This is a genomic window from Pseudomonas sp. EA_105y_Pfl2_R69 (assembly GCF_963970915.1).
Lineage (GTDB): Bacteria > Pseudomonadota > Gammaproteobacteria > Pseudomonadales > Pseudomonadaceae > Aquipseudomonas.
In genome coordinates, this window is sequence record NZ_CAXAOO010000001.1 from 945,900 (window position 1) to 968,467 (window position 22,568).

The 22,568-nt window shown below is 58.9% G+C and carries 21 protein-coding genes and 1 pseudogene; 9 read left to right on the top strand and 13 right to left on the bottom strand.

Features of this window, described 5'->3' with window-relative positions; genetic code table 11:
* Positions 1-22: 22 nt before the first annotated feature.
* The 5 genes from AACY13_RS04135 to AACY13_RS04155 all read right to left on the bottom strand — a co-directional run bounded on the left by AACY13_RS04135 (position 23) and on the right by AACY13_RS04155 (position 4,708).
* On the bottom strand, positions 23-1,303 hold the full coding sequence (locus AACY13_RS04135) for a TRAP transporter large permease (protein ID WP_339459494.1): 1,281 nt from the start codon (positions 1,301-1,303) through the stop codon (positions 23-25).
* The gene (locus AACY13_RS04140; RefSeq protein WP_339459495.1) at positions 1,304-1,831 is read right to left on the bottom strand and encodes a TRAP transporter small permease; all 528 of its coding nucleotides are present in this window, start codon (positions 1,829-1,831) and stop codon (positions 1,304-1,306) included.
* A gap of 67 nt (positions 1,832-1,898) precedes the next feature.
* The gene (locus AACY13_RS04145; RefSeq protein WP_339459497.1) at positions 1,899-2,873 is read right to left on the bottom strand and encodes a TRAP transporter substrate-binding protein; all 975 of its coding nucleotides are present in this window, start codon (positions 2,871-2,873) and stop codon (positions 1,899-1,901) included.
* A gap of 77 nt (positions 2,874-2,950) precedes the next feature.
* Positions 2,951-3,838 carry an SMP-30/gluconolactonase/LRE family protein gene (locus AACY13_RS04150; RefSeq protein WP_339459498.1) on the bottom strand — a complete coding sequence of 296 codons (888 nt, stop codon included), beginning with the start codon at positions 3,836-3,838 and terminating at the stop codon, positions 2,951-2,953.
* Between the two features lie 42 nt (positions 3,839-3,880).
* Positions 3,881-4,708, bottom strand: coding sequence for an NAD-dependent epimerase/dehydratase family protein (locus AACY13_RS04155; RefSeq protein WP_339459499.1), 828 nt, complete (start codon positions 4,706-4,708; stop codon positions 3,881-3,883).
* A gap of 366 nt (positions 4,709-5,074) precedes the next feature.
* On the opposite strand from AACY13_RS04155, the gene AACY13_RS04160 reads away from it, so the two are divergent.
* The 4 genes from AACY13_RS04160 (at position 5,075) to AACY13_RS04175 (ending at position 7,723) form a co-directional block, all read left to right on the top strand.
* Positions 5,075-5,356, top strand: coding sequence for a hypothetical protein (locus tag AACY13_RS04160; protein WP_339459500.1), 282 nt, complete (start codon positions 5,075-5,077; stop codon positions 5,354-5,356).
* Positions 5,357-5,403: 47 nt separating this feature from the next.
* Positions 5,404-6,435 (top strand): GlxA family transcriptional regulator, encoded by a 1,032-nt coding sequence (locus tag AACY13_RS04165; RefSeq protein ID WP_339459502.1) that lies wholly within the window; start codon positions 5,404-5,406, stop codon positions 6,433-6,435.
* Between the two features lie 294 nt (positions 6,436-6,729).
* Positions 6,730-7,107 carry a hypothetical protein gene (locus AACY13_RS04170; protein WP_339459503.1) on the top strand — a complete coding sequence of 126 codons (378 nt, stop codon included), beginning with the start codon at positions 6,730-6,732 and terminating at the stop codon, positions 7,105-7,107.
* Positions 7,108-7,264: 157 nt separating this feature from the next.
* Complete coding sequence (locus tag AACY13_RS04175; protein WP_339459504.1) at positions 7,265-7,723, top strand: GNAT family N-acetyltransferase; 459 nt, start codon at positions 7,265-7,267, stop codon at positions 7,721-7,723.
* Between the two features lie 183 nt (positions 7,724-7,906).
* On the opposite strand, the gene stpA is transcribed toward AACY13_RS04175, so the two are convergent.
* Positions 7,907-9,184: a glucosylglycerol 3-phosphatase gene (gene stpA, locus AACY13_RS04180; RefSeq protein ID WP_339459505.1), complete on the bottom strand. Its 1,278-nt coding sequence runs from the start codon at positions 9,182-9,184 to the stop codon at positions 7,907-7,909.
* Between the two features lie 381 nt (positions 9,185-9,565).
* Between stpA and AACY13_RS04185 the strand changes: the two genes are divergently transcribed.
* From AACY13_RS04185 to AACY13_RS04195, 3 genes are all read left to right on the top strand, one after another.
* Positions 9,566-10,882 (top strand): restriction endonuclease subunit S, encoded by a 1,317-nt coding sequence (locus tag AACY13_RS04185; protein WP_339459506.1) that lies wholly within the window; start codon positions 9,566-9,568, stop codon positions 10,880-10,882.
* On the top strand, positions 10,879-12,084 hold the full coding sequence (locus AACY13_RS04190; RefSeq protein WP_339459508.1) for an AAA family ATPase: 1,206 nt from the start codon (positions 10,879-10,881) through the stop codon (positions 12,082-12,084). The genes AACY13_RS04185 and AACY13_RS04190 overlap by 4 nt, the downstream gene beginning before the upstream one ends.
* Before the next feature lie 151 nt (positions 12,085-12,235).
* Positions 12,236-13,843 (top strand): type I restriction-modification system subunit M, encoded by a 1,608-nt coding sequence (locus AACY13_RS04195; RefSeq protein ID WP_339459509.1) that lies wholly within the window; start codon positions 12,236-12,238, stop codon positions 13,841-13,843.
* Positions 13,844-14,057: 214 nt separating this feature from the next.
* Here the strand turns inward: AACY13_RS04195 and pdxR are convergent, their stop codons facing one another.
* On the bottom strand, positions 14,058-15,557 hold the full coding sequence (gene pdxR / locus AACY13_RS04200) for a MocR-like pyridoxine biosynthesis transcription factor PdxR (RefSeq protein ID WP_339459510.1): 1,500 nt from the start codon (positions 15,555-15,557) through the stop codon (positions 14,058-14,060).
* A gap of 124 nt (positions 15,558-15,681) precedes the next feature.
* On the opposite strand from pdxR, the gene AACY13_RS04205 reads away from it, so the two are divergent.
* Positions 15,682-16,887, top strand: a complete 1,206-nt coding sequence (locus tag AACY13_RS04205) for an NAD(P)/FAD-dependent oxidoreductase (protein ID WP_339459511.1) — start codon at positions 15,682-15,684, stop codon at positions 16,885-16,887.
* 205 nt (positions 16,888-17,092) lie between these two features.
* Here AACY13_RS04205 and AACY13_RS22600 read toward each other — a convergent pair.
* The 4 genes and pseudogenes from AACY13_RS22600 to AACY13_RS04220 all read right to left on the bottom strand — a co-directional run.
* A pseudogene (locus AACY13_RS22600) lies at positions 17,093-17,209 on the bottom strand (hypothetical protein); the annotation flags it as partial.
* Positions 17,210-17,448: 239 nt separating this feature from the next.
* A complete protein-coding gene (locus AACY13_RS04210) occupies positions 17,449-18,183 on the bottom strand; it encodes a gamma-glutamylcyclotransferase (protein WP_339459512.1) in 735 nt (244 codons plus the stop codon).
* Between the two features lie 97 nt (positions 18,184-18,280).
* Positions 18,281-18,652, bottom strand: coding sequence for a nuclear transport factor 2 family protein (locus tag AACY13_RS04215; protein WP_339459513.1), 372 nt, complete (start codon positions 18,650-18,652; stop codon positions 18,281-18,283).
* Positions 18,653-18,773: 121 nt separating this feature from the next.
* Positions 18,774-19,274, bottom strand: coding sequence for a hypothetical protein (locus AACY13_RS04220; RefSeq protein WP_445262520.1), 501 nt, complete (start codon positions 19,272-19,274; stop codon positions 18,774-18,776).
* A 522-nt stretch (positions 19,275-19,796) separates the two neighbouring features.
* Between AACY13_RS04220 and AACY13_RS04225 the strand changes: the two genes are divergently transcribed.
* Entirely contained in the window at positions 19,797-20,492 is a 696-nt protein-coding gene (locus AACY13_RS04225) for a tRNA (adenine(22)-N(1))-methyltransferase (protein ID WP_339459515.1), read from the top strand.
* A gap of 19 nt (positions 20,493-20,511) precedes the next feature.
* Here AACY13_RS04225 and AACY13_RS04230 read toward each other — a convergent pair whose 3' ends face one another.
* Positions 20,512-22,032: a tripartite tricarboxylate transporter permease gene (locus tag AACY13_RS04230; RefSeq protein ID WP_339459516.1), complete on the bottom strand. Its 1,521-nt coding sequence runs from the start codon at positions 22,030-22,032 to the stop codon at positions 20,512-20,514.
* 12 nt (positions 22,033-22,044) lie between these two features.
* Positions 22,045-22,533, bottom strand: a complete 489-nt coding sequence (locus AACY13_RS04235; protein WP_339459517.1) for a tripartite tricarboxylate transporter TctB family protein — start codon at positions 22,531-22,533, stop codon at positions 22,045-22,047.
* Between the last annotated feature and the right edge of the window lie 35 nt (positions 22,534-22,568).

Genomic DNA, 22,568 nt, shown 5'->3' on the forward strand with positions numbered 1-22,568 from the left:
CCAGAATATCGTGACGCATTGCCTAGAGAACTACGCTCGGCAGCCACAGCGAGATGGCCGGAATATAGGTCACGGCGATCAGCACCATGAACAGCGCGGCATAGAAGGGCAGCAGCGCCTTGATGGTGCTTTCGATGCTGACCTTGCCGATGGCCGCGCCGACGAACAGCACCGCCCCCACCGGCGGGGTAATCAGGCCGATACCCAGGTTGACCAGCATGATCATGCCGAAGTGTACCGGGTCGACACCGATGGAGGTGATCACCGGCAGCAGGATCGGCGTCATGATCAGGATCAGCGGGGCCATGTCCATCAGGGTACCCAGGCCCAGCAGCATAAAGTTGATGCACATGAGGATCACGTAGCGGTTATCCGACAGGGTCAGGAACAGCGTGGTGATCTTCGAGGGGATCTGCATCAGGGTCATGATGTAGCCGAAGCTGGCGGCGAAGGCGATCAGGATCATCACGATCGACAGGGTGCGCACGGTGCGGTGCAGCAGCTTGGGCAGTTCGCTCCACTTGTAGTCGCGGTAGATGAACATGGTGACGAAGAAGGCCCAGAGCACCGCGATGGCCGCCGACTCGGTGGCGGTGAAGATGCCCGAGAGGATGCCGCCGAGGATGATCACCATGGTCATCAGGCCCCAGATCGCGTCGGCGCAGATCTTCAGCGCCTGGCGCAGCGGAATCACTTCGCCCTTGGGGTAGTTGCGCTTTCTGGCGAAGATCAGGCACAGGCCCATCAGGCAGGCGCTCATCAGCAGCCCAGGCATGATCCCGGCGATAAACAGCGAGGCGATCGACACGGTGCCGCCCGCCGCCAGCGAGTAGAGCACCGAGTTGTGGCTGGGCGGGGTCAGCAGCGCCTGCACCGAGCCGCTGACGGTGACCGCGGTGGAGAACTCGCGCGGGTAGCCCCGCTTTTCCATTTCCGGGATCAGCACCGAACCGACCGAGGCGGTATCGGCCAGGGACGAGCCGGAAATCGCGCCGAAGAAGGTCGAAGCCATGATGTTGACCAGCGACAGGCCGCCGTGCACGAAGCCCACCAGCACCCCGGCAAAGGCCACCAGGCGGCGGGACATGCCGCCTTCGGCCATGATCGCGCCAGCCAGGACGAAGAACGGAATGGCCAGCAGGGAAAACTTGTTCACCCCGCCGGCGATCTGGATCATCACGGCGTGGAAGGGAATGTCGATGTACCAGGCCCCGATCAGCGCCGACAGGCCCAGGGAATAGGCCACCGGCACGCGGATCAGGATCAGCAGCAGAAAGCTGCCGAGGAGCAATAGTGCGTCCATTTACACGGCCTCCTTGCTGTCTTCGAGCAGCTCGAAGTTCACCGCGCGTCTATGGCTCTGGTCGCCGAAAAACAGGCGTTCGAGGATAAAGATCAGGCTGAGGAAACCGCCGATCGGAATGGGCGCGTAGGTGACGCCCACACGCAGGGTCGGCAGGGTGCTCATGAATTGGTTCCAGGTGGCGATGCACAGCTTGATGCCCCAGATGGTCATGAACAGGCAGATAAGTGCCATGAGCAGCTGGACCAGCACGCTGATGTAGGGCTGCCAGTGGTCTGGCAGGCGGTCGGTGAAGGTGGTCACCGCCATATGCGCGCCGGCGCGATAGCTGGCCGCGGCACCGACGAAGGTGAACAGCACCATCAGCATGATGGACACCGGCTCCGGCCAGCCGGCCCCGCTGCCCAGCACGTAGCGGGCGAAGATGCCCCAGGGGATGATCAGGGCCATGACCGTGATGGCCAGGCCGGCGACCCAGATGCAGGTCAGGTAGATCGCGTCGTTGACGCGCAGCAGCGTGTTTTTCATGAGACTTCACCACGCCCGTGGCGACGGACCCGCGCCCGCCGCCACGACGTTCTTCAGAGAGACCGGATTACTGGACCGCTTCGATACGCTTGATCAGGGCGGCGTAAGGCGCGCCGTACTTTTCACGGACCGGGGCGGTGGCGTCGTAGAACGGCTTCTTGTCGATCTCGATAAATTCCACACCGGCTTCCTTGAGCTTGGCTTCGCTGCTGGCGGATTTCTCATCCCACAGCTGGCGCTCTTCCAGTTGCGCTTCCTTGGCGTACTTCTTCACCAGCGTCTGTTGCTCTGGGCTGAGCTTGTTCCAGGTGGTCTTGGACATCATCAGCGGTTCCGGCAGGATCAGGTGGCCGGTCAGGCTGTAGTACTTGGCGGACTTATAGTGGTTGTGCTCGAGCATGGTCGGCGGGTTGTTTTCCGCACCGTCGACCACGCCGGTCTGCAGGGCGCTGAAGATCTCGCCGGTGCCCATGGCGATGCCGTTGGCCCCCATGGCGTTGAGGGTGTCGATAAACAGCGGGTTGCCCATCACGCGGATCTTCATGCCCTTGAGGTCTTCGATGCTGCGCACCGGCTTCTTGGTGTAGAGGTTGCGCACACCGCCATCCATCCAGGCCAGGCCGACCATGTTGAATTCCGAGTCGGTGATCTTGTCGAGGATTTCCTGACCGATCTCGCCGTCGATGATGGCGCGCATATGCGCGGTGTCGCGGAAGATAAACGGCATATTGAACACGTTGACGTCCGGTACCACCGGGCCGACCGTGCCGAGACTGACCCGGGTCATCTGCACGGCACCGATCTGCACCTGCTCGACCACTTCCTTCTCGGAGCCCAGTACGCCCCCGGCAAACATGGTGAACTTGAGTTCGCCGTTGGTCGCGGCCTCGATTTTCTTGCCCATGTTTTCCTGGGCGACCACGGTCGGGTAGCCGGCGGGGTGGATCTCGGCGACTTTCAGCTTCATCTCGGCCTGGGCCAGGCCGGAGAGGCAGAAGGCCAGGGGCAGGGCGGCGATAAGCAACTTGCGTTTGAAGTTCATGGTGAAGCTCCAGTCTTGTTGTTGTTGGATATGCAGCGTTGCGAAAACCGAGCGCGCGACCCATCGCGAGTCGCCGCTCAGTTGTTGAAGCAGGTTTCCTCCAGGCCCTTGATGCCGGGCTGCAGGGCGAACACGCCGCCGGCCAATGGCTGGTCACTGAGGTCGCCGCTCGGGCGGATCGAGGTGACGAACAGGGTGTCCAGGTTGCGCCCGCCGAAGGCGCACATGCTCGGCTTCAGCACCGGTACGGCGAGGGAGCGATCCAGGCGGCCGTCGGGGCTGAAGCGGTGGATCAGCCCGGCGTCGTTGCCACAGATCCAGTAGCCGCCTTCGCTGTCCACCGCCGCGCCATCGGGGCGGCCGGGGTGCTGGCGCATGTCGACGAACAGCCGGCGGTTATGCGGCGTGCCGCTGTCGATGTCGTAATCGAAGGCCCAGATGGCCTGTACCGAAGGGTGCGAGTCGGACAGGTACATTGTTCTGCCGTCTGGGCTGAAGGCCAGGCCGTTGGGCACGATAAGCTCGCCGATTTGCGCGGCGAGTGGCTCGCTCTGCCCGCCGTTGTAGCGGTACAGGGCACCGACGGGCGCGGCGGCGCTCATGTCGAGCAGCATGCTGCCGGCCCAGAAGCGGCCCTGACGGTCGCAGCGGCCATCGTTAAAGCGCATAGCCGGGCGGGCGTGTGTCGCGGCGCTCAGCAGGTGGCTGAGCAGGCTGCCATCTGCGTTTGGCTGCAGGTGAAACAGGCCGCTCTGCATGCCGGCGATCCAGCCGCCGTCACGGCGGCGGGCGATGCAGGCAAGCATTTCCGGGGCGGTCCATTGCTGGGTGCGATTATCCGCGGGGCTCCAGCGCTGCAGCAGGCCGGCCGGGATATCGACCCAGTACAGGGCCTGTTCCTCGGCGCTCCACACCGGGCTTTCGCCGGTGGCATTGCGTGCATCGACAATCAGTTCGGCTTGCATGGCAGCTGGTTTCCCTTGGTGGTTCTGCAGTGCAGGGGCGTTTCAGGCGTCGCCGAAGGGGCCGGCGGCGACGAAGGCACCGCCCTGGTAGACCATCGCCGGATCATCGGCGGCGGGCATGGGCTGGGCTTCGACCTGGCTGCGGAACGGCTCCGAGCTGTCCTTGGGCTGGTAGCCCAGGTGCGTGGCCAGGTGGTTGTCCCACCAGACGTTGCGGTTGGCGGACATGCCGTAGACCACGGTGTGGCCCACCTTGGGGGTGTACAGGGCGCGTTCGAGCAGCTGGGTCAGGTCGCTGTAGCTCAGCCAGGTGCTCATCATTCGGCGGTTGTGCGGCTCGGGGAAGGAGGAGCCGATGCGGATGCTCACGGTCTCGATGCCGTAGCGGTCGAAGTAGAAGCTGGCCATGTCTTCGCCGTAGGACTTGGACAGGCCGTAGTAGCTGTCCGGCCGGCGCGGCGCGTTGGCGTCGATAAATTCGTTCTGCTTGTAGAAGCCGATCACATGGTTGGAGCTGGCGAAGATCACCCGCTTGACCCCATGCCGGCGCGCCGCCTCATAGATATGGAACACGCCGCAGATATTGGCCCCGAGGATTTCCTCGAACGAGCGCTCGACCGACACGCCGCCGAAGTGCAGGATCGCGTCCACGCCCGCGACCAACTGATGCACCGCGTCCTTGTCGGCCAGGTCGCAGACCCGGACTTCTTCGTGTGCGCCAGCGGCGGGAGCCATCTCGGTGATATCGGACAGCCGCAGTATGGCGGCGTAAGGCCGCAGGCTTTCCCGCAGCACCTTGCCCAGACCACCAGCGGCACCGGTGAGCAGCAAACGATTGAAGGGAGCTGGGGCATTGGCTGTTGGGGTCATGGCAGGGCTCTGCTTTGTTGTTATTGGGTATGTCATCTGTTGTCGTATGACTTGTGTCGATTATCATCAGGCCAGCGGGCAGATGTCAACGCGCAAGAGGAACCAGTTGCGGTTATCCGTCTGCTCGATACCGCGATTTGTCAGGGGCTAAACCCCTTGTGTTGTGTGGTTTTATTCGGGTTAAAGGCCTCTGTAACGCCATTCTCAGGGCGGTTTGGCAAGCGCCGGGGCGGCTCGCGCGAGGCCCGGTACTGTTGGCCGACAAACGTGGGGTTCGCCACTATCGACTAAAGTTGTATGACAACGTATCTCGGCTCTGCGAGGTGCAGGCGCTGGCTAAGCGGCTTGGACTTCCGAGGGGATGGCATGAGCAGAAAATCTCCCGACGTGCGCACCACTGCCGTGCCGACCCTGATCGATGTGGCCGGGGTGGCGAGCGTTTCCCTCATCACCGTATCCCGCATCCTGGGCCGCCCCCGAGGTGCTCAGGCGGGCCGCGCAGCCGGCTATCAGCCCCAGCAGGGGCTGACCGGCTACGACCTTCGGCAGGGAGAGGTGTTACTCGCGGCCGCACCGGAGCATCGAACATGCGGCAGTCGAACTGCCTGGCTGCGCCAGTTGCGATGCGTTATTTTCCATGTTGTTTAGCGGCTAAAAAGCTGTGCTCACCACTCTCCGTACAAGGTGTCACTCTGATGAGATCGTCGTTCGAAAGTGTCCTGAAGGACAAGAACCGGCTGCACCTCGAGCGGGTGCGGCGTGACGAGCCGGTGATGGCCAAGCGCCGAGTCGCCTTCGTGTTGTTGGATAACTTCTCGATGATGGCCTTTACCGGTGCCGTGGATGCGTTGGTCACGGCCAATCTGATGAGCGCGCTGCCGTTGTACGAGGTGCTGGTGGTCGGTGTCGAGGATGTGGTGGTCAGTGACCTGGGGATCGTCATTTCGGCGGACTGTCGTCTGACCGAGTTGCAGGAGCGCCAGCAACAGCTGATCGTGGTTTGCGGTGGCTTGCGGGTGCCGCTGCAGCCGCACCCGCTGCTCAGGGCCAAGCTGCGTTCGGCCGGCAATGCCGGGGCCATGCTCGGTGGGCTGTGGAACGGTGCGTATTTTCTGGCTGAAGCCGGGCTGCTGGATGGCTACGACTGTGCTTTTCACCCCGATGGTCGGTCAATGATGACTGAGCTGTTTCCCAGGGTGCGACTTTCCAAGCATTCCTTTGTGTTGGATCGCGAGCGAATAGCCTGCGCCGGTGCCAGTAGTTCCCTGGACATGATGCTTGCGGTGGTCAAGCGCGACTGCGGTGACAGCCTGGTTCAAGCCGTGGAAGAAGTGCTTAGCTGCGACAAGCTGCAGGAGGTGATGGACGTGTCGGTGGTGGCGGTGGATCGCGACCCGACCTTGCCGCAGCCGCTGAAGCTGGCCCTGGAACTGATGCACAACAATATCGACGAGCCGCTCAAGGTGGATGAGATCGCCGCCTGCGTAGAGCTCTCCGTGCGTCAGCTCGAGCGCCAATTCTGCCGTCACGTCAACGCCACGCCTTCGCGCTACTACCTGGAGTTGCGCCTGACTCGCGCGCGTCAGTTGTTGCAGCAGACCAACAAATCCCTTGCCGATATTGCCGTTGCCTGCGGCTTCGTCAGCATCTCGCATTTCCGCCGCTGCTTCCGCGAGTTCTTCGACATCGCTCCGGGGTGTTTCCGGGCTGGCGTGCGCAAGGGCTAAACCGTCGACATTGAAACGCCACGGCTTTCTAGGGGTGGCGAGTCTCCATCGGCCGCGCCATCGCCGAACCAGTGCTGGCACATGAGACGTTGCGCTGGGATGTGGGGTTCGAGTTGATCGAGTGGCTGATTGCAGGTGATGGGGCGAGAAGGGCAGGGTCAGAACGATCTGTTTTGTAAATAAACCCACTGCCTTTATACCGTCTCGTTTTTCGTTGAGCCGCTACCCTTGGTTGTCCGCTTGCGCGGCATTCACCCACCTGCTTAGCACAAGGCCCGTGATGAAACCCATTGTTTGTTCCTTGCCCTGGCCATCGCCTGGCTCGCGGGCTGCAGCCGTAGCATCAGCGAGCGGGTGATTTATGAACGGGGCAGCTGGTGGTCGATTCGCCAGGTAAGCGAGCCGCACCCGGCCGGCGGTACGAGGACCTACTACCGGGTGTACCACGAGGGCAAACTGGTGACTTTTGCGCCGCCGCTGGTACGGCGAGAGACCAGCAAGTTGCTGGCGGTCGGGCACTTCAACCCAGGCGTATTTCCCTACCCGGATCTGATCGTACTGGTGTACGACCAATTCACCGACCCGCGTGGCTATGGCAACGCACAGGTGCGCGCCTTTCAACTGAGCCGCGATTCGGGCCGGATGGAAATCGTGCCTATCGCTATTCCGTGAGGGCCGTTGAGGGGGTGGGCCGCGTGCGGATAAGGGCTTGTAGAAGAACACACCGGCCTGACGTGCAACTGATCGGAATCGCGCGTTTCGCTTGACCGTATACCCTCCTTCCGGCCACATGCGCGTACTGATCAAAAATGAACAAGGAAGAACCCACATGCCCCGCCTGGTTTGGCTACTCGACCATATGCAACACAGCGACACCCTGGCGCAGTGGCTGCATCAGCAGTTTGCTTACGAGTTTATCGAGCAGCCATTGGCCGACTGGCAACGCGAATTCGCCGCGGGCCAGAGCAACGGCGACTGGCAATGCCTGATCGCCCTGGAGAATGACCAGCTACTGGGCGGTGCTGCGCTCGCCGCCAACGACTTGCCCGAACGCCCGGAGCTGAGTCCCTGGCTCGCCTGCGTCTTTATTGCCCCGCAGGCAAGGAAGCGAGGCCTCGCGGAACAGCTGATAGAAGGCATCTGCGCTGCAGCAAAGGCCAACGGCACCACACGGCTGTACCTGCACACCCATGATCGCAACGACTACTACGCCAAACGTGGATGGCAGGTGCAGGAGTGTTTTCAGGCCTGGGGCAAGGAGCAGTGGTTGATGCTGCGGGATCTTTGATTCCGACAAATGGGTTACCTATGTCGGAGCGGGGTAGTCGGTATTGACTGGCAGCTATTGTCGGTCAGTATCAATGCCGTGCTTTGCCCCCGATTGTTTCTTAATTTGTGCGTGATCTGGACTGCGTAATCGGGAACAGATCACGATCACCCTCGGGCTTCACCACCAATCGCCGCCAGCTCCCTACCGCCCCATATACCCCTCAGCCAACGCACAGAAAAACTCCACGTATTGCCTATGTCCGCCAGAAAAAACCACATCCAGCCTTAGCGGGTCTGCGCTGTCGCTGATGCCGGCGAAGGCTGGCCAGGGTGGCAGGCTGGGGTCGTTTGCACAGCGTTGCAGGTGTGCGATATCGATGCCGGGGCGGGCGACTTCGCCGTTGCTGCTGTCGATATAGGCCAGGGTGTTGTTGCTGTCGAAGGCTTCACCGAGTCGCTGCACCAGGCTGAGAAAGCCGCGGTCGCTGCCGCCGCGCAGTTGTTGCTGTTGGCCGTCTAGGGTGCGGGTGTTGGAGGTGACGGTGTCGCCGACGCCGAGGATGCGCGGCATCAGCGCCGGGTCGAAATGCTCGCGGGCCAGTTGCAGTAGCGCGTCCTGGTCGCGCGGGGCCTGGCGGGCGTTGAAGTGTTCGCCCAGCGGGTAGTGCCCGGTGCGTTGCTGGTAATAGTGGTTGAGGATCAGCAGCACGCCGACTTCCTTGACCGCGCCCCTGAGCATGAACTGGAAGTCGGTGCTGCCGGCATCGCCACCGTCGCTGTACTTGAGCCGTTCGCGGCCCTGGGCGTCTTGCCCGAGATTGGGGGCGTAGTGGACGAAGAAGGCGTCCCCCAGGCCGGCCTGGCTGGCTTGCTGTTGCAAGGCGCTCATAAAGTCGGCGACCGCTTGCTGCAATTGCCGGTAGTGCGCCGGTTGGGCGCTGAAGCGTTGGTAGAGGCTATTGAGGTTGAGGGTTGGCGAGGCGAGGTTGTCCAGCACGCTGGCACCCACCAGGGCGGTGATCTCGGCTGCGGCGAGGGCGTAGGGCGGGGCGGCCAGTAGTTCGGCGAGAAAGCGTGTGGCCTTGTCCGGCACGCCTTGCAGAAAAGCCAACTCCGCCTCGCTGACGCCCGGGTGGCTGACCCTGGCGAAGCGATCCTGCAACTGCACGCCACCGGCGGCCAGCCCCGGCAGATAGAGGCCCTGTTCACGGGCATAGTTGGGGTCGTCGAAGGCCTTGTCGACAATGCCGTTTACCCCGCGGCTGCCGATATGTTCGCCGTTAGTCAGTACCTGGAAACACCCGGCCAGACGCGCCGCGGCCTGCACATAGCGGTGCTCGATGGTGCGGGTCAGCGGGTCGCGCACCAGGCCCATGCAGACGCCGTCCAGGTCCTGGATGATCAGCAGTTTGTCGGTCGCAAGAAGAGATTCGAGCAGGCGCGGGTGGTCGAGGGAGAAGCGTTGGTTGTGGGTAGTCATGGGGGCATCTTACGCCCAGTGCCGGGCTCAACCAATGCTGAGGCCGGGATGTTGAGGGTTGGTCAGAAATAGGGGACGCCCATTAGGCGGTCTGCTGTGGGCCGACAGCTGCGGGTCATGAAGGGCCGAAATCGGCCAAAAGCGGACAGCACTATCCACGCTGCCTGGTCTCACTTTGAGGCTTGAAGGCCTCTAGGAAAGCAGGGCCAATTCAAAGCAACGCCCCCCCTTTTGTAGTTGGTACGTGGAGATTCACCGTAGTCATGTTTTACTACAGGACTTGGCTGAAAGCGCCCCAGGCAAAAGGGGGCCAGATGAACGAATCGCCCCCTCGACTCACAAAACTCGCACAAGGTCGCGAAATCTCAGGACTCAGCGCGTATGAGTAAACCGAAAGCAACGAACCGAAAGGAAAACGCCCAAATAACGCTGGCTCCCAAACTACGGTTTCCTGAATTTAGGGATTCGAAGGAGTGGACAAAGATACAACTCAAGGTGATTGCCGACCCTGTCTTAGACAGAGCTAGTCTTGACGAAAAAAACAGTACCCTGAGCCTCTCTGCTGAACAGGGCACAGTGCTTAAAGGTGAGCTTTTCGGAAGTAAAGAAGCAAACGAAAACTCAGAGCGTTATCTGAAAGTTATCCGTGATGACTTTATCTATAACGACAGAGCCACAAAGATATCTACCTACGGCACTATCAAACGACTGTCTAAGCACTCAGATGGAGTAGTCGCCCCAATTTACAAGTGCTTCCGCTTCCATGCTGAAGAGAACCCAGCTTTTTGGGAATGGTATTTTGAATCAGGAGCGCACAATGCTCAAGTGAGCAGCCTCGTAAATGGAGGTGCAAGGGCGGGAAGATTTAACATTTCAATTAGTCAATTCCTCTCCACTAGCGTATGGCACCCGCGCGAATCGGAACAACAAAAAATCGCCGATTGTCTGGAGTCGGTGGAGGAGCTGATTGCCGCTCAAACCCTTAAGGTGAGCGCGCTCAAGACCCATAAAAAAGGGTTGATACTGCAGTTGTTTCCTCGCAAAGGTGACACCCAACCCTGCCTACGCTTACCTGAATTTCGGAATGCCGGAGAGTGGAAAGAGAATTTGCTGGTAAATGTTTTAAGAATAACTTCAGGGAAGCGATTCAAAGCATCAGAGTACTCGAATACGGGCATTCGATTAATGCAGGCTGAGAACATCGGATACGACGCGACAAAATGGAGCGAGAATACAATCTATCTCCCTGAAAGCTACGCTGATAAATACTCTGAATTAGTATTGCGAGACAATGATATCGTTCTTGCTCTATACGGCCCAGTGAGCAATGACGAATTGAAGATTTCCAAAGTTAGAAAAGATGATGCACTCTCAATCCTAAGTCAGCGATTAGTCAAGTTAGAAGCTATAAGCAACTCGCTTTGTGTGGATTTCGCGCTTCAATTCTGTCGATACTTTATTAAGGGTTATGCAGCAAGCATCTCTATCGGCATTGGCCAGCCAATGATATCTCTGAAAGAATTACACGCGCTGAGTATCCCTCTTCCATCGTTGCTCGAACAAAGACGCATAGCCGATTGCCTTACATCCATCGACAGCCTAATTATTTCGCACACTCAAAAACTCGAAACTATAAAAATGCACAAGGAAGGGCTGATGCAACTGCTTTTCCCATCTCCGAATGAGGTGAATGCATGAGCAAACAGCCAGCATCACCCAACTTCAGATCATTAAAGTCGCTTGCCAGAAAGTTACGCAGGGAGCTGACAGGAGTCCGAGGAAGAAAGAAGTCCACCACACGAAAGGCGATCGCACCAATCAAAGGAAGTGACTTTGTGCTGCTTTTCGCCCACAACGGCGTGGGTAAAACCCGTCTATCCATGGAGTTCAAAGAAATTGGAAAGGCAGAGGAGAAACGGGACACGCTATATTTCAATGCCTTCACTGAAGATCTTTTTGACTGGGATAATGACTTCGATGGTGATAGAGAAAGAAGAATAAAATTTAAGTCCCACTCCCAGTTTTTCAATGGGCTCGACGGTATGGGCATTGAAGATCGAATTCGCCCCCATTTACATCGCCACGCAGATTTCAACTTCACAATTGACTATGATTATTCAGAGATTAGATTTTTCCGCGAGGAAATTATTTCTGGAAAAAGTGAAGTTTTGGAAGATATCAAAATATCACGAGGCGAAGAAAACATTTTTATTTGGTGCTTCTTTCTCGCAATACTCGAATTGGCTACTGAAGCCGAACCGGGCGACCCTTATCATTGGGTGAAATTTGTTTATATTGATGACCCAATATCCTCTCTTGATGAGCACAACACAATTGCTGTTGCCTCTGGACTTTCCGGCCTTCTGAAAAAAGCCAGCAATAATATAAAAATCATCATATCCACGCATCATGGATTATTTTTTAACGTTATTTTCAACGAGCTTAAAGGTAAGAAGGAGCTAAATGGCCGCACTGAGGACATCAAGAAGAAGTCTTACATCCTCAACCGCCCTAACAAGTCCAACACTTATACTCTCCAAGACACTGGAGAATCTCCGTTCCTGAATCATGTAGCATCATTAATGGAATTGCAGGCGGCAGCAAAGTCAGGCGAAATCTCGCAATACCACTTCAATTCTCTTAGAGGCATTTTAGAGAAGACAGCTATTTTTTTTGGTCGACAGCACATCTCCACTTGTTTTGATGGTAATCCCAACAAAGATTTATACGTTCGCTTTTTAAATATCCGCAGTCATTCAAAGTACTCTGTTTTTGAGCCTCAGCCCCTAAGCCGCTCTGAGAAAAAGATGTTCCGGGAAATTCTGGGCGCGTTTATTAACCAGCACCCGTTCAATACGGCACTGTTTCCGAAGTCGCTTATACCCGCCCCTATACCATGATTGAATCGAGCGTCTATCTTCACGACCACTATGATCGCGAGCTGTATCAGTGGAAAGCAGTCAGATGTTCCTTGATAGTTCGATTTAAGGCCAGCGTCGAAGCGGCTATCGAGGAATCCGCGGTAGTTTCCATCCCCGGAGTTGATAAACAATGATCGACCAAAACCAAATAAAGCTGGGCAAGACCCTCTGGGATATCGCCGACCAATTGCGCGGGGTAATGAACGCAGACAATTTTCGCGACTATATGCTGTCCTTCCTTTTCCTGCGTTACCTGTCAGATAACTATGAAAGGGCAGCGAAGAAGGTACTGGGCAGCGATTACCCTAAAGTAGAAGGTAAAGACTGCTGTGTGCCGCTTGCGCTCTGGTACGGCAACAACCCGGATAACATCACCGAATTTGAAAAGCTTATGCGTCGAAAGATCCATTACATCATGCACCCACAGTATTTGTGGAGCAGCATCGCGAATTTGGCTCGCACTCAAAACGGGGATCTGCTCAACACACTGCAGGCGGGTTTCAAATACATCGAGACTGAATCTTTTGAGGGCACATTCCAGGGGCTGTTTTCCGAGATCAATCTAGGTTCCGACAAGCTCGGCCGTACTTACGCCGATCGCAATACTAAACTCTCTACCATCATCCATGAAATTGCAGAAGGCCTAACTGAATTCTCCACCGAGATGGATGCGTTTGGCGATGTATGTGAATACCTGATCGGGCAGTTTGCCGAAGGCTCAGGCAAGAGGGGGGGTGAATTTTATACGCCCCGGCAAATTTCCGACATCCTTTCCTCCATTGTCATCCTCGACAGCCAGGACCCAAAAATTGGACCCAAACATAGCTTGGAAAGTGTAATGGACTTTGCCTGCGGCTCCGGCTCGCTGCTGCTTAACGTGCGCAATCGCATGGGACCGCATGGCATTGGCAAGATTTATGGCCAAGAAAAGAACTTCACTACCTACAACCTAGCGCGCATGAATATGCTGATGCACGGTGTAAAGGATACCGAATTCGAGATCTATAACGGCGACACCCTGACTAACGAGTGGGCCATACTGCGCGAGTTAGATCCCGCAAAAAAACCAATGTTTGATGCCATCGTCGCCAATCCGCCCTTCAGCTGCCGCTGGGAGTCCAACGACGCTCTGGCCGACGACGTACGCTTTAAGAACTATGGAGTGGCACCTAAGTCGTCTGCCGACTTTGCCTTTCTGCTTCACGGCCTTCATTTCTTAAAAGACGAGGGTGTGATGGCCATCGTTCTGCCACATGGCGTGCTCTTTCGTAGCGGTGCCGAGGAGGGAATTCGCACCAAACTGCTCAAGGAAGGCCGAATTGATGCGGTGATTGGCCTACCTTCAAACCTGCTTTACTCCTCCGGCATCCCGATTTGCATTCTCGTTCTTAAGAAGTGCATTCGACCGGATGACGTGCTCTTTATCAACGCGGCTGAGCACTTCGTTAAAGGCAAACGGCAGAATCAGCTAACGAATGAGCAAATCACCAAGATCGTCGAGACTTACCGGTTTCGCAAGGAAGAGTCCCGATATGCCCGTCGGGTTACGATAGAGGAAATCAAGGAGAACGGCTACAAGCTTAATATATCCCGCTATATCAGTACGACAAGTATAGAAACAGAGATTGACTTACAGGCCGTGAATAATGATCTAGTCACACTGGAGAAAAACATTCAGGCGGCCCGAGACAAACATAATGCGTTTCTTAAAGAGCTGGGATTGCCACCCTTAGTGTGAATTGCAAAGAAATTCGATAGATTCAAAGTCCGCCGGTTCGTCACATTACAGGGAACAATCGGGGACATACCACGGTATTGATGAGGATGAGCGTCCGCCTCGGATCGACTTCTGCCTGTCGTCAATGCCCGCTCCTGGCCGATTTCGACCTGTCGCTAACAGTAGTGCCCACCCGCTCGGTTATAAACCAGGCATGCGTCAGTACCGTATGGACTTATCGCCTCAATGCCACCGCGACCGCCTTGGCAGCATCCTCAATAGCGCGCTCATCGTAGGGCGCAAAACCCAGCACCAGTCCCGGTGCTCTGGGCTTCACGCAGTAGCGCGCCAGTGGCATCGTGTCGATACCGGCGGCCTGCAGACGGGCGAAGGCCGCCTGTTCATTGTCCACCTGCAGGTTGCAGGTGATATCCAGACCGGCGCGGATCTCCGGTACGTCGATCAGTCCTTGCCAATGCCGCTGTGCCGACTCGGCGAAGGCTGCGGCGCGTGAGGCGTAGATCATACGCATGCGCCGCACATGGCGATCGAAATGCCCTTCATGGATAAAGTCGGCCAGCACCGCCTGCGACAGGCTGTTGGCGTGGCGTGACATCAGCGCGGCGGCGCGGGTGAAGCTCTCCAGCAGATGCGCCGGCAATACCAGATAGGCCAGGCGGATGGAGGGGAACAGCAGCTTGCTGAAGGTGCCGGCGAGGATCACTGACTGTTCAGCCGCCGGCATCGAGCGCAGCGCCGGAATCGGCTTGGCGATAAAACGGTATTCGCTGTCGTAGTCGTCCTCGAAGATATAGCTGCCATGCTGCGCCGCCCACTGCAACAGCGCCAGGCGTCGTGCCGGTGACAACTCACTGCCCAGCGGTGCCTGCCGTGAAGGGGTGACATAGGCCAGCCGGGCATTCGGTGCTAGGCGTTCGCCCTCCGCCACCTGCAGGCCGAATCCATCCACTGGCACATCCACCCGCTGTACGCCGCTGACATCAAGCAACTGGCGCGCGCCGGGGTAACCGGGGTCTTCCATCCACACCTGAGAGTTGCCCGGTGCCAACAGGCGCAGGCACAGGTCGAGCCCCTGCTGCACGCTATTGAGCACCAGGATGCACTCGGCCGGCACCTGCACGCCACGGGCGATGGCCAGGTAGCCGGCGATAGCTTCACGCAGCGCCGGCAAACCACCGGGGTCCGAGTCGAGCAGGATGGACAGCCGCGACGCGCGCAGCTGTTGAATATGCAGCTTGCGCCACAGATCGACCGGGAAGGCCTGAGTGTCGCCACGGTGTGGAAAGAACGGCCGCAACCCCGGCATCACCGGGCGTCGTGCGAATATTGGCGTGATCGCATCAAGGCGTTCGATCCACGGCGTGGCTGGCGGCGTGCGCGGCGCTTCTACGGTGGCCACGACTTTGCGCCGCACATAGCCGGCGTTGAGCGTGGCATCCGGCAATACCTGGCAAACCCGGGTGCCACTGCCGGTCTGCGCCTCCAGATAACCCTCGGACAACAACTGCTGATAGGCCGCTTGGGCCGTGCCCCGCGCCAGTTTGTAGTGCTCGGCCAGAGCGCGCGTGCTGGGCAGCTTGCTGCCGGCCGGCAGGCGGCCGCCGAGAATGGCGTTGCGCAGCGCCTCATACAGCCAGCGCTGCAGACTGACGCCCGGCTCGGGCATGCCCAGCGGCAGGAAGACCACCTGCGGTGGCGATTTTTCGGCGGGCATGAGCGCTCCAAAGTGGATCAATGAGTTATGGAAAGAATGGATCAATACACTGATCCAATCCAGGGGCAGAATCACTCCCGTCGTCAGCCAACAGCCTTTCTCTTCACTACGGGAACCTACCCATATGAAACAGCAAATCCTGATCATCGGTGCCGGCTTTGCCGGCATGTGGAGTGCACTCAGCGCCGTGCGCCTGCTTGATCAACAGCAGCGCCTGGACGTCAACGTCACCCTGCTTGCGCCCCAGGCGGAACTGCGCGTGCGTCCACGCTTTTATGAACCCGACCTGGCCAGCACCGTCGCCCCGCTCGGCCCGCTGTTCGAGGCCGTGGGTGTGCGCTTCGTCCAGGGCAGCGCCACGCAGATTGATGCCGCGAGTAAGCGGGTCAGCTACCGCGACGCCTCGGGTGCCGAGGCCGAGTTGAACTATGACCGTCTGATCCTCGCGTCCGGCAGCCAGGTGGCGCGACCGCCGCTGGACGGTATCGAACGCTTTACCTTCGATGTCGACAGCCTGGAGTCGGCGCAGAAACTTGAAGCCCATCTGCAAAGCCTGGCGCAGCAGCCAGAAAGCGCAGCACGCAACACCGTGGTGGTGGTCGGCGGCGGCTTTACCGGTATCGAAACCGCCACCGAAATGCCGGCACGCCTGCGCGCCATCCTCGGTGAGCAGACCGACATCCGCGTCATCGTGGTGGATATGGCCAAGCAGGTTGGCGCGGCCATGGGCGAGGCAATTGCCGGGATCGTCGCCGAAGCCAGCGACAGCCTGGGCGTCACCTGGCGGCTCGGCAGCCCGGCGTCCAAGGTCGATGAGCACGGCGTGCAGCTGGGTAACGGCGAACGCATTGCCGCCAGCACGGTGATCTTTGCCGTGGGTGTGAAAGCCTCGCCACTGACCCAGCAGATCAACGGCGAGCGCGACGCGCATGGCCGACTGCACGTGGACCGCAACCTCAAGGTGCTCGGCCAGGATGCCATCTACGCCACCGGCGACACCGCCTACGCCGCGGTGGATGAGCAGGGCAATCACGCCCTGATGACCTGCCAGCACGCCATTGCCCTGGGCCGCTCGGCCGGCAACAACGCCGCTGCTGATCTGCTCGGTGTTGCGCCGATTGCCTACAGCCAGCACAAGTACGTCACCTGCCTGGATCTGGGTGCATGGGGCGCGGTATTCACCGAAGGCTGGGAGCGCAAGGTGCTACTGACCGGCCAGGAAGGCAAAGCGCTGAAAACCCAGATCAACACCCAGTGGATCTACCCACCGGCGGCGGATCGGGCAATCGCCCTGGCGGCGGCCGACCCGTTGATCCCGGTGGTGGCGTAAAGCTCGGCAACGCCCTGGGCAATCCGGCCTGGGGTGTTACTTCCACGCAGAAACAGCAACGGGATTGCCCTGCGGTGATTCTTTTTAATGATCGGTGCCAAGGTGTTCTGCGCCTCATGGAGCGTCAGCCCGGAAAATCTCTCTTGGTTGCCTCGTAGAACGACACTGACTGCCTGCGGGTTCCAGCGGTCTAATCGCGCAACGTTCAACAGATGACTTTACGGATAAACACGTTCTTCTCGCCGGCCAACTGTCGCGCATAAGTAAATAGATGCTCGGCGTCAGTATCCAGCCGCCACCCGAGCTGATGCTGCATGGCAGCACAGCGAACCCATTAATCTGCATCGGCGAGCCAGTGGTCCAACATCACTTGCGCAGCGCCGGGTGTTGCCCTTTCAGCCCAGAAAATTGCGGCGACAACCGTGCTAAGCCCATCGACGGTTTACCGCCTGGTGCAACCGGCTGCAATGGGACGACTTTGGCCAGTCACGACCGGCATAAACCGGCCAAGAGCGGATGGTTTACCCAGTAAATAAATCTGTCCCTTTTCACAGCTTCATTTCAGTCAGGCAGTGCGTGGGGCCGCCCCTGAGGTCCTGAGTCTTCGATTTCCTGGGCAACCAGGCTCTGTATCCGCCACATATTCCGGTCCCGTATGCCATGACCTTCCAGCATGGTCACGGTGCGGAATAGATATTGGGCTGCCGAGCCCCAGTGTCCAGCCGCGCGGGCTAATACCTGTGCAACCTGCATCAGGGGCAATTTGCCCGCATAAGCCGGTCCGTCGCGTGATGCGACAAAGGCTAATGCACGCACTATTCCAGTTTCGGTTTTAACGGAAATCCAGTGGGGAACATTGGTCGGTGGGTTTGCGTCAATTTCCCTACGCATCAACAGGCCCAATTGTTTGGCATGGTCTTGCGCCGGAAGCCGGTATACCAAGCCATTGCAGCTTCCGCCCCGGTCAAGGGCCAGCATCAGGGCTGGCAACTCGCGCGTACCGCGCCACCGGGTAAGTTTGAGACAGAACGATCGATGCCAGCCGTAGGCGGTAGCGCTGCGGCTCTCGAGGAAATCGAACTCCGGGTTCCATATCAGTGAACCGTAGGCGAAGACCCAAAGCTCTTGCGGGGTGTACTCGAGCAAAAGCCCGTCCACCATCGCATCAAACTCTGCGTCGGTGTGTTCGGTCGTTCCCGGTTCTGGTCCGGGGTCTGGCTCGAAACGCTCAACCCGAGCGACGTGTTCCTCAGTCAGGTTTCGCCCCGTAACGTGAGTGATTGCTTCTTTGGCCATACCCGCCTCTCGGCATGAATAATAATCAGGTCGCTCAAGCAGGTATTAAAGCGCACTGCATGGACGGCCACTGTGCGGACTGAAAGATTATCGATTTCTATTCATGGTAATAATAAAGCTTATTAACAATCATCCAGCGATGATCGGTTTTCAGTAGCGACAGGTAATCTGTAAATCTCATCCCGATATAATCATCGCGTACTTTTACGGCTGCGGCATCACCCGTTATATCTATGTCGTCCATCTCCCAGAAGGGTGTTACATCTTTTGCTGCTGGGCCTTCGGCCTTGATGGCGCTAATAAAATCATCAAGGGATAACCACTCAAGCTCTCCATGGTAGTGACCGATGACGCAACAAGATGGGTGGAAGGCCTGTCGCAGTAAAGCTTCATCGGCGAATATCATGCCCTCTACGTAATTGCGGACCACGAGGTTGATGTTTTCTTTATCTGTCATGTGAATAGTCATTTTATTCACCTCTTTTTTCTTGGTGTCCGAACCGAGAATCGTGCCGAATAGGTTATCGGCAGTCTCTTCGCGGGTTGCTCAACCTGAAAGACTCGCGGCCGCAGACAACAGAGCCGAGCGCCTAGGCATCCATGTGCGCGACAGGCAGCAGAAGTATTCGCTGGACAGCTCCGCCTTGAGCGTCCAGCTGACGTTGCTGTAACCGGTTATGTGCCGGGCCGGTTAGGGTCGGCACCAGGGTGATCGCGGTGGCAGCGCTGCCGATTACCACCAGGTTCTTGCCGCTGAAATCGAGGCCCTGCGGCCACGGCTGCGGGTGGATGAACGCGCTGCGGAACAGTTCGCGGCCCTTAAACGACGGGGAATAGCCGCCTTCGTAGCGGCAGTAGCCGGTGCACATCAGCAACTGCCGGCAACTCAGCAGGCTCGGCTCGGCCGCTTCGCCGCACCAGTCGGCCATGAACAGCCAATAGCGGTAGTGACCCCACGCGCAGTCGAGGGCATCCCGGCCTTCGAAGATCGCGAAGTGCTTGCACGGGCACGGCTGCATCAGGTGAGAGGCCGCGCCAACACCGGACAGACCTGCACCAATGACCAGTACGTCCAAGTGCTCCACAGACATGGACTGCCTCGCTGTCATGCTGCTTCGACCGATCGACGACTTCGGCCAGGCAGGCTGCGCTGCCCAGCGCTAGGCCGCCGTTAGCCCATCTGCGCCCACCGGGTTGCACCCTTTGAAGATTTAACTCACCCGAATTTGTACAGTGTAGTGACTCGTATTGAGCTCGATAGAACAAATATTCACACAAAAATAACCATTCGTTTTAATGGCTGTATCCGTTCTATGTATTACCCGCTTATTTAGAGCTCCGCCAATTATGGCAAGCGAAGCTCTATCAACATCGATCGTCAATAAAGTAATTGGGGCGGGGCAGGAGTTAAAGGGGGCTAAGTGATTTGTTTTTAATCATTCCTCCTTTTTAAGACCCATCACCTGGATTTGCCGTGGCCCCTCCTGGTGCCCCAGATCCAGGCCAAACCGCGAGCGCAGCCCGCAAGCATTTGCCATCCCCCACGCTGCCCGGCAGAATCGCCCGCCGATCCAGCCTTCCGTGCCGGACGCCGGTGATTAAAGGGGCTGAAGTTGAACGAACGGGCATTGTCCATGCGTCTGGAGCGCGTAGCCGCGCATGTGCCGGCAGGTGCGCGGCTGGCCGATATCGGATCGGATCACTGCTACCTGCCCGTGGCGCTGATGCGCCGTGGTGTGATCACGGCGGCGGTGGCTGGCGAGGTGGCGTTGACGCCGTTTCACGCGGCTGAACGTACCGTGCGCGAGAACGGGCTGAGCCAGTGCATCAGCGTGCGTCTGGCCAATGGCCTGGCGGCAATCGAGCCGGGTGACGGGATCACGGCGATCAGCCTTTGTGGCATGGGCGGCGAGAGAATCCGCGACATCCTCGACAGCGGCAAGTCCCGCCTGAGCGGCCATGAGCGCCTGATTCTGCAGCCCAACGGCGGCGAGCAGCCACTGCGCCAATGGCTGATGGACAACGGCTACAGCATCCTCTGCGAGGACCTGCTGCGGGAAAACCGCTTCTACTACGAAATCATCGTCGCCGAGCGCATAAGGCCGGTGATGTACAGCTCTGAGGAGCTGTACTTCGGCCCGCTGCAGCTGCAGCAACGCAGCCCGGCGTTCCTCACCAAGTGGCAGCGAATCTTGCGCTTGAAGCAGCGCACCCTGGCCGACTTCGCCCAGGCACGGCAGGCCGTGCCCGAGGCGAAGGTGCTGGAGGTTGCCCAGCACGCCCGCTGGATCAGCGAGATGCTGGCTTAAGCCTGGCCAAGGGGCAGGCTCAGGTACGCAGTATCTCGTTCACCAGGCTTTTCTTGCTGCGCAGTGAGCTGACGACCTGCCAGAGGATAAAGACCAGGGCCAGGGCGAGGAATACCGCGGCGATGGGGTTGCTGAGAAACGCGCCGAAGTTGCCATCGGAGAGCATCAGGCCGCGGCGCAGGTTGGTTTCCGCCATGGGCCCGAGGATAAAGCCGATGATAAAGGGGGCCGCCGGCATCCCGGCTTTGACGAAGAGGTAACCGAGCATGCCGAACAGCAGGATCGACCAGACGTCGAACAGCCGGCTGCTCAGGCCGAAGGCACCGACCACGCAGAGCACCAGGATAATCGGCAGCAGGATGTGCTTGGGCACGTCGAGCAGCTTGATAAACAGGCGCAGGCCGTAGAACTCCATAAACAGCATCAGCACGCTGGCGACGATCAGCGCGGCGAAGATGGTGTACACCAGCGGGCCCTGGCTGATAAACAGCAGCGGGCCGGGCTGGATGCCGTGGATCAGGAAGCCGCCGAGGAGGATCGCGGTAACGGTGTCGCCGGGGATGCCCAGGGTCATCAGCGGCAGCATGGCCCCGCCGATGCCGGCGTTGTTGGCGGTTTCGCTGGCGACGATGCCGCCGATATTGCCCTTGCCGTAGGTCTCGGGATTCTTCGCGCGCTTCTTCGAGAGGATGTAGGCGACCAGGTTGGAGGTGCCTGCACCGATGCCCGGGAGGATGCCGATACCCAGGCCGATCAGGCCGGAGCGCCCGGCGTTGGGCAGTTGCTCGCGAAACTCCTTGAGCGAGAAACCGAAGCCCTTGATGTGCCTGAGACTGACCGACTTGGCCTTGTCCTGATGGGCGCGGCGGCCGGTCTCGGCCAGCTTGATGATCTCGGCCACGGCGAACATGCCGACCATCACCGTGAGCATGGCGAAACCGCCATTGAGCTCGGCGACGCCGAAGGTGAAGCGGCGGATCGCCTCCACCGGGGCGATGCCCACAGTGGACACGGCAAAGCCCAGGGCCCCGGCAAACAGGCCCTTGACCATGGAGCCGGCGGACAGGGTGGCGATCAGGGTCAGGGAGAACACCGCGATGGCGAAGTATTCATGGGGGCCGAAACGCAGGGCGACCTTGGCCAGCTGCGGGGCGATAAACATCAGCGCGACGATGCTGAAGATGGTGCCGAGAAAGGAAAACACGATACCGACGCCGAGGGCCTTGACCCCATGGCCCTGTTCCATCAGCGGGCCGCCGTCGAACACCGTGGCGATGGAGGAGGGCGTGCCGGGGATCTTCAGCAGGATGGCCGAGATCAGCCCGCCCGAGGTGGCCCCGATAAACAGCGCGACCAGCAGCGACAGGCCGGCTTGCGGGCCCATGGTAAAGGTCAGCGGCAGGCACAGGGCCACCGCCATGGTGGCCGACAGGCCAGGCACCGCGCCGAAGACGATGCCGACGGCGACGCCGATCACCATCAGCAGGAGGATATGGAGCGAGAAGACGGCACCGAAGCCTTGCTGCAGTAATTCGAGCATGGTCGATCCTCCTTAGAACGGCAGCAGCCCGGAAGGCAGCATCAGATCGAAGGCCTCGCGGAACAGTAGATAGGTGATGGCCGACGTGACCAGGGCGATCAGGGCATAGGCGAGGTGGTTGACCCGATGATCGAGCGGGGTCAGCACGATGAACTGCAGGTACAGGTAGATCGCGGTCATGATCGGAAAACCGACCGGGTTGAGCAGGGCGATATAGCCGACGATCAACGCCAGAGTCTTGAGCACCGTCTTGATATCGCTGCCGCCCACCACCTCGGCTTCGCCATCGGCGTGGTACTCCGTCACGGCTTGAGTACAGTTGCGCACGCTCAGCAGTTGCAGAAAGCCGAGCAGACAGAGCATCGCCGACAGCAGGCTGGGCACGAAGGCCGCATCGATGCCGTCGTGGCGCGGCAGCTGGCTGGTCATTAACAGGTAGCCGAGACCGGTGCCGAGCATGGCAACGCCGATCAGCAGCTCCTTTTTCTTGGTAGTAGCCATCGGGAACCTCTGGGGATGGGGCCGGGAACCGGTCG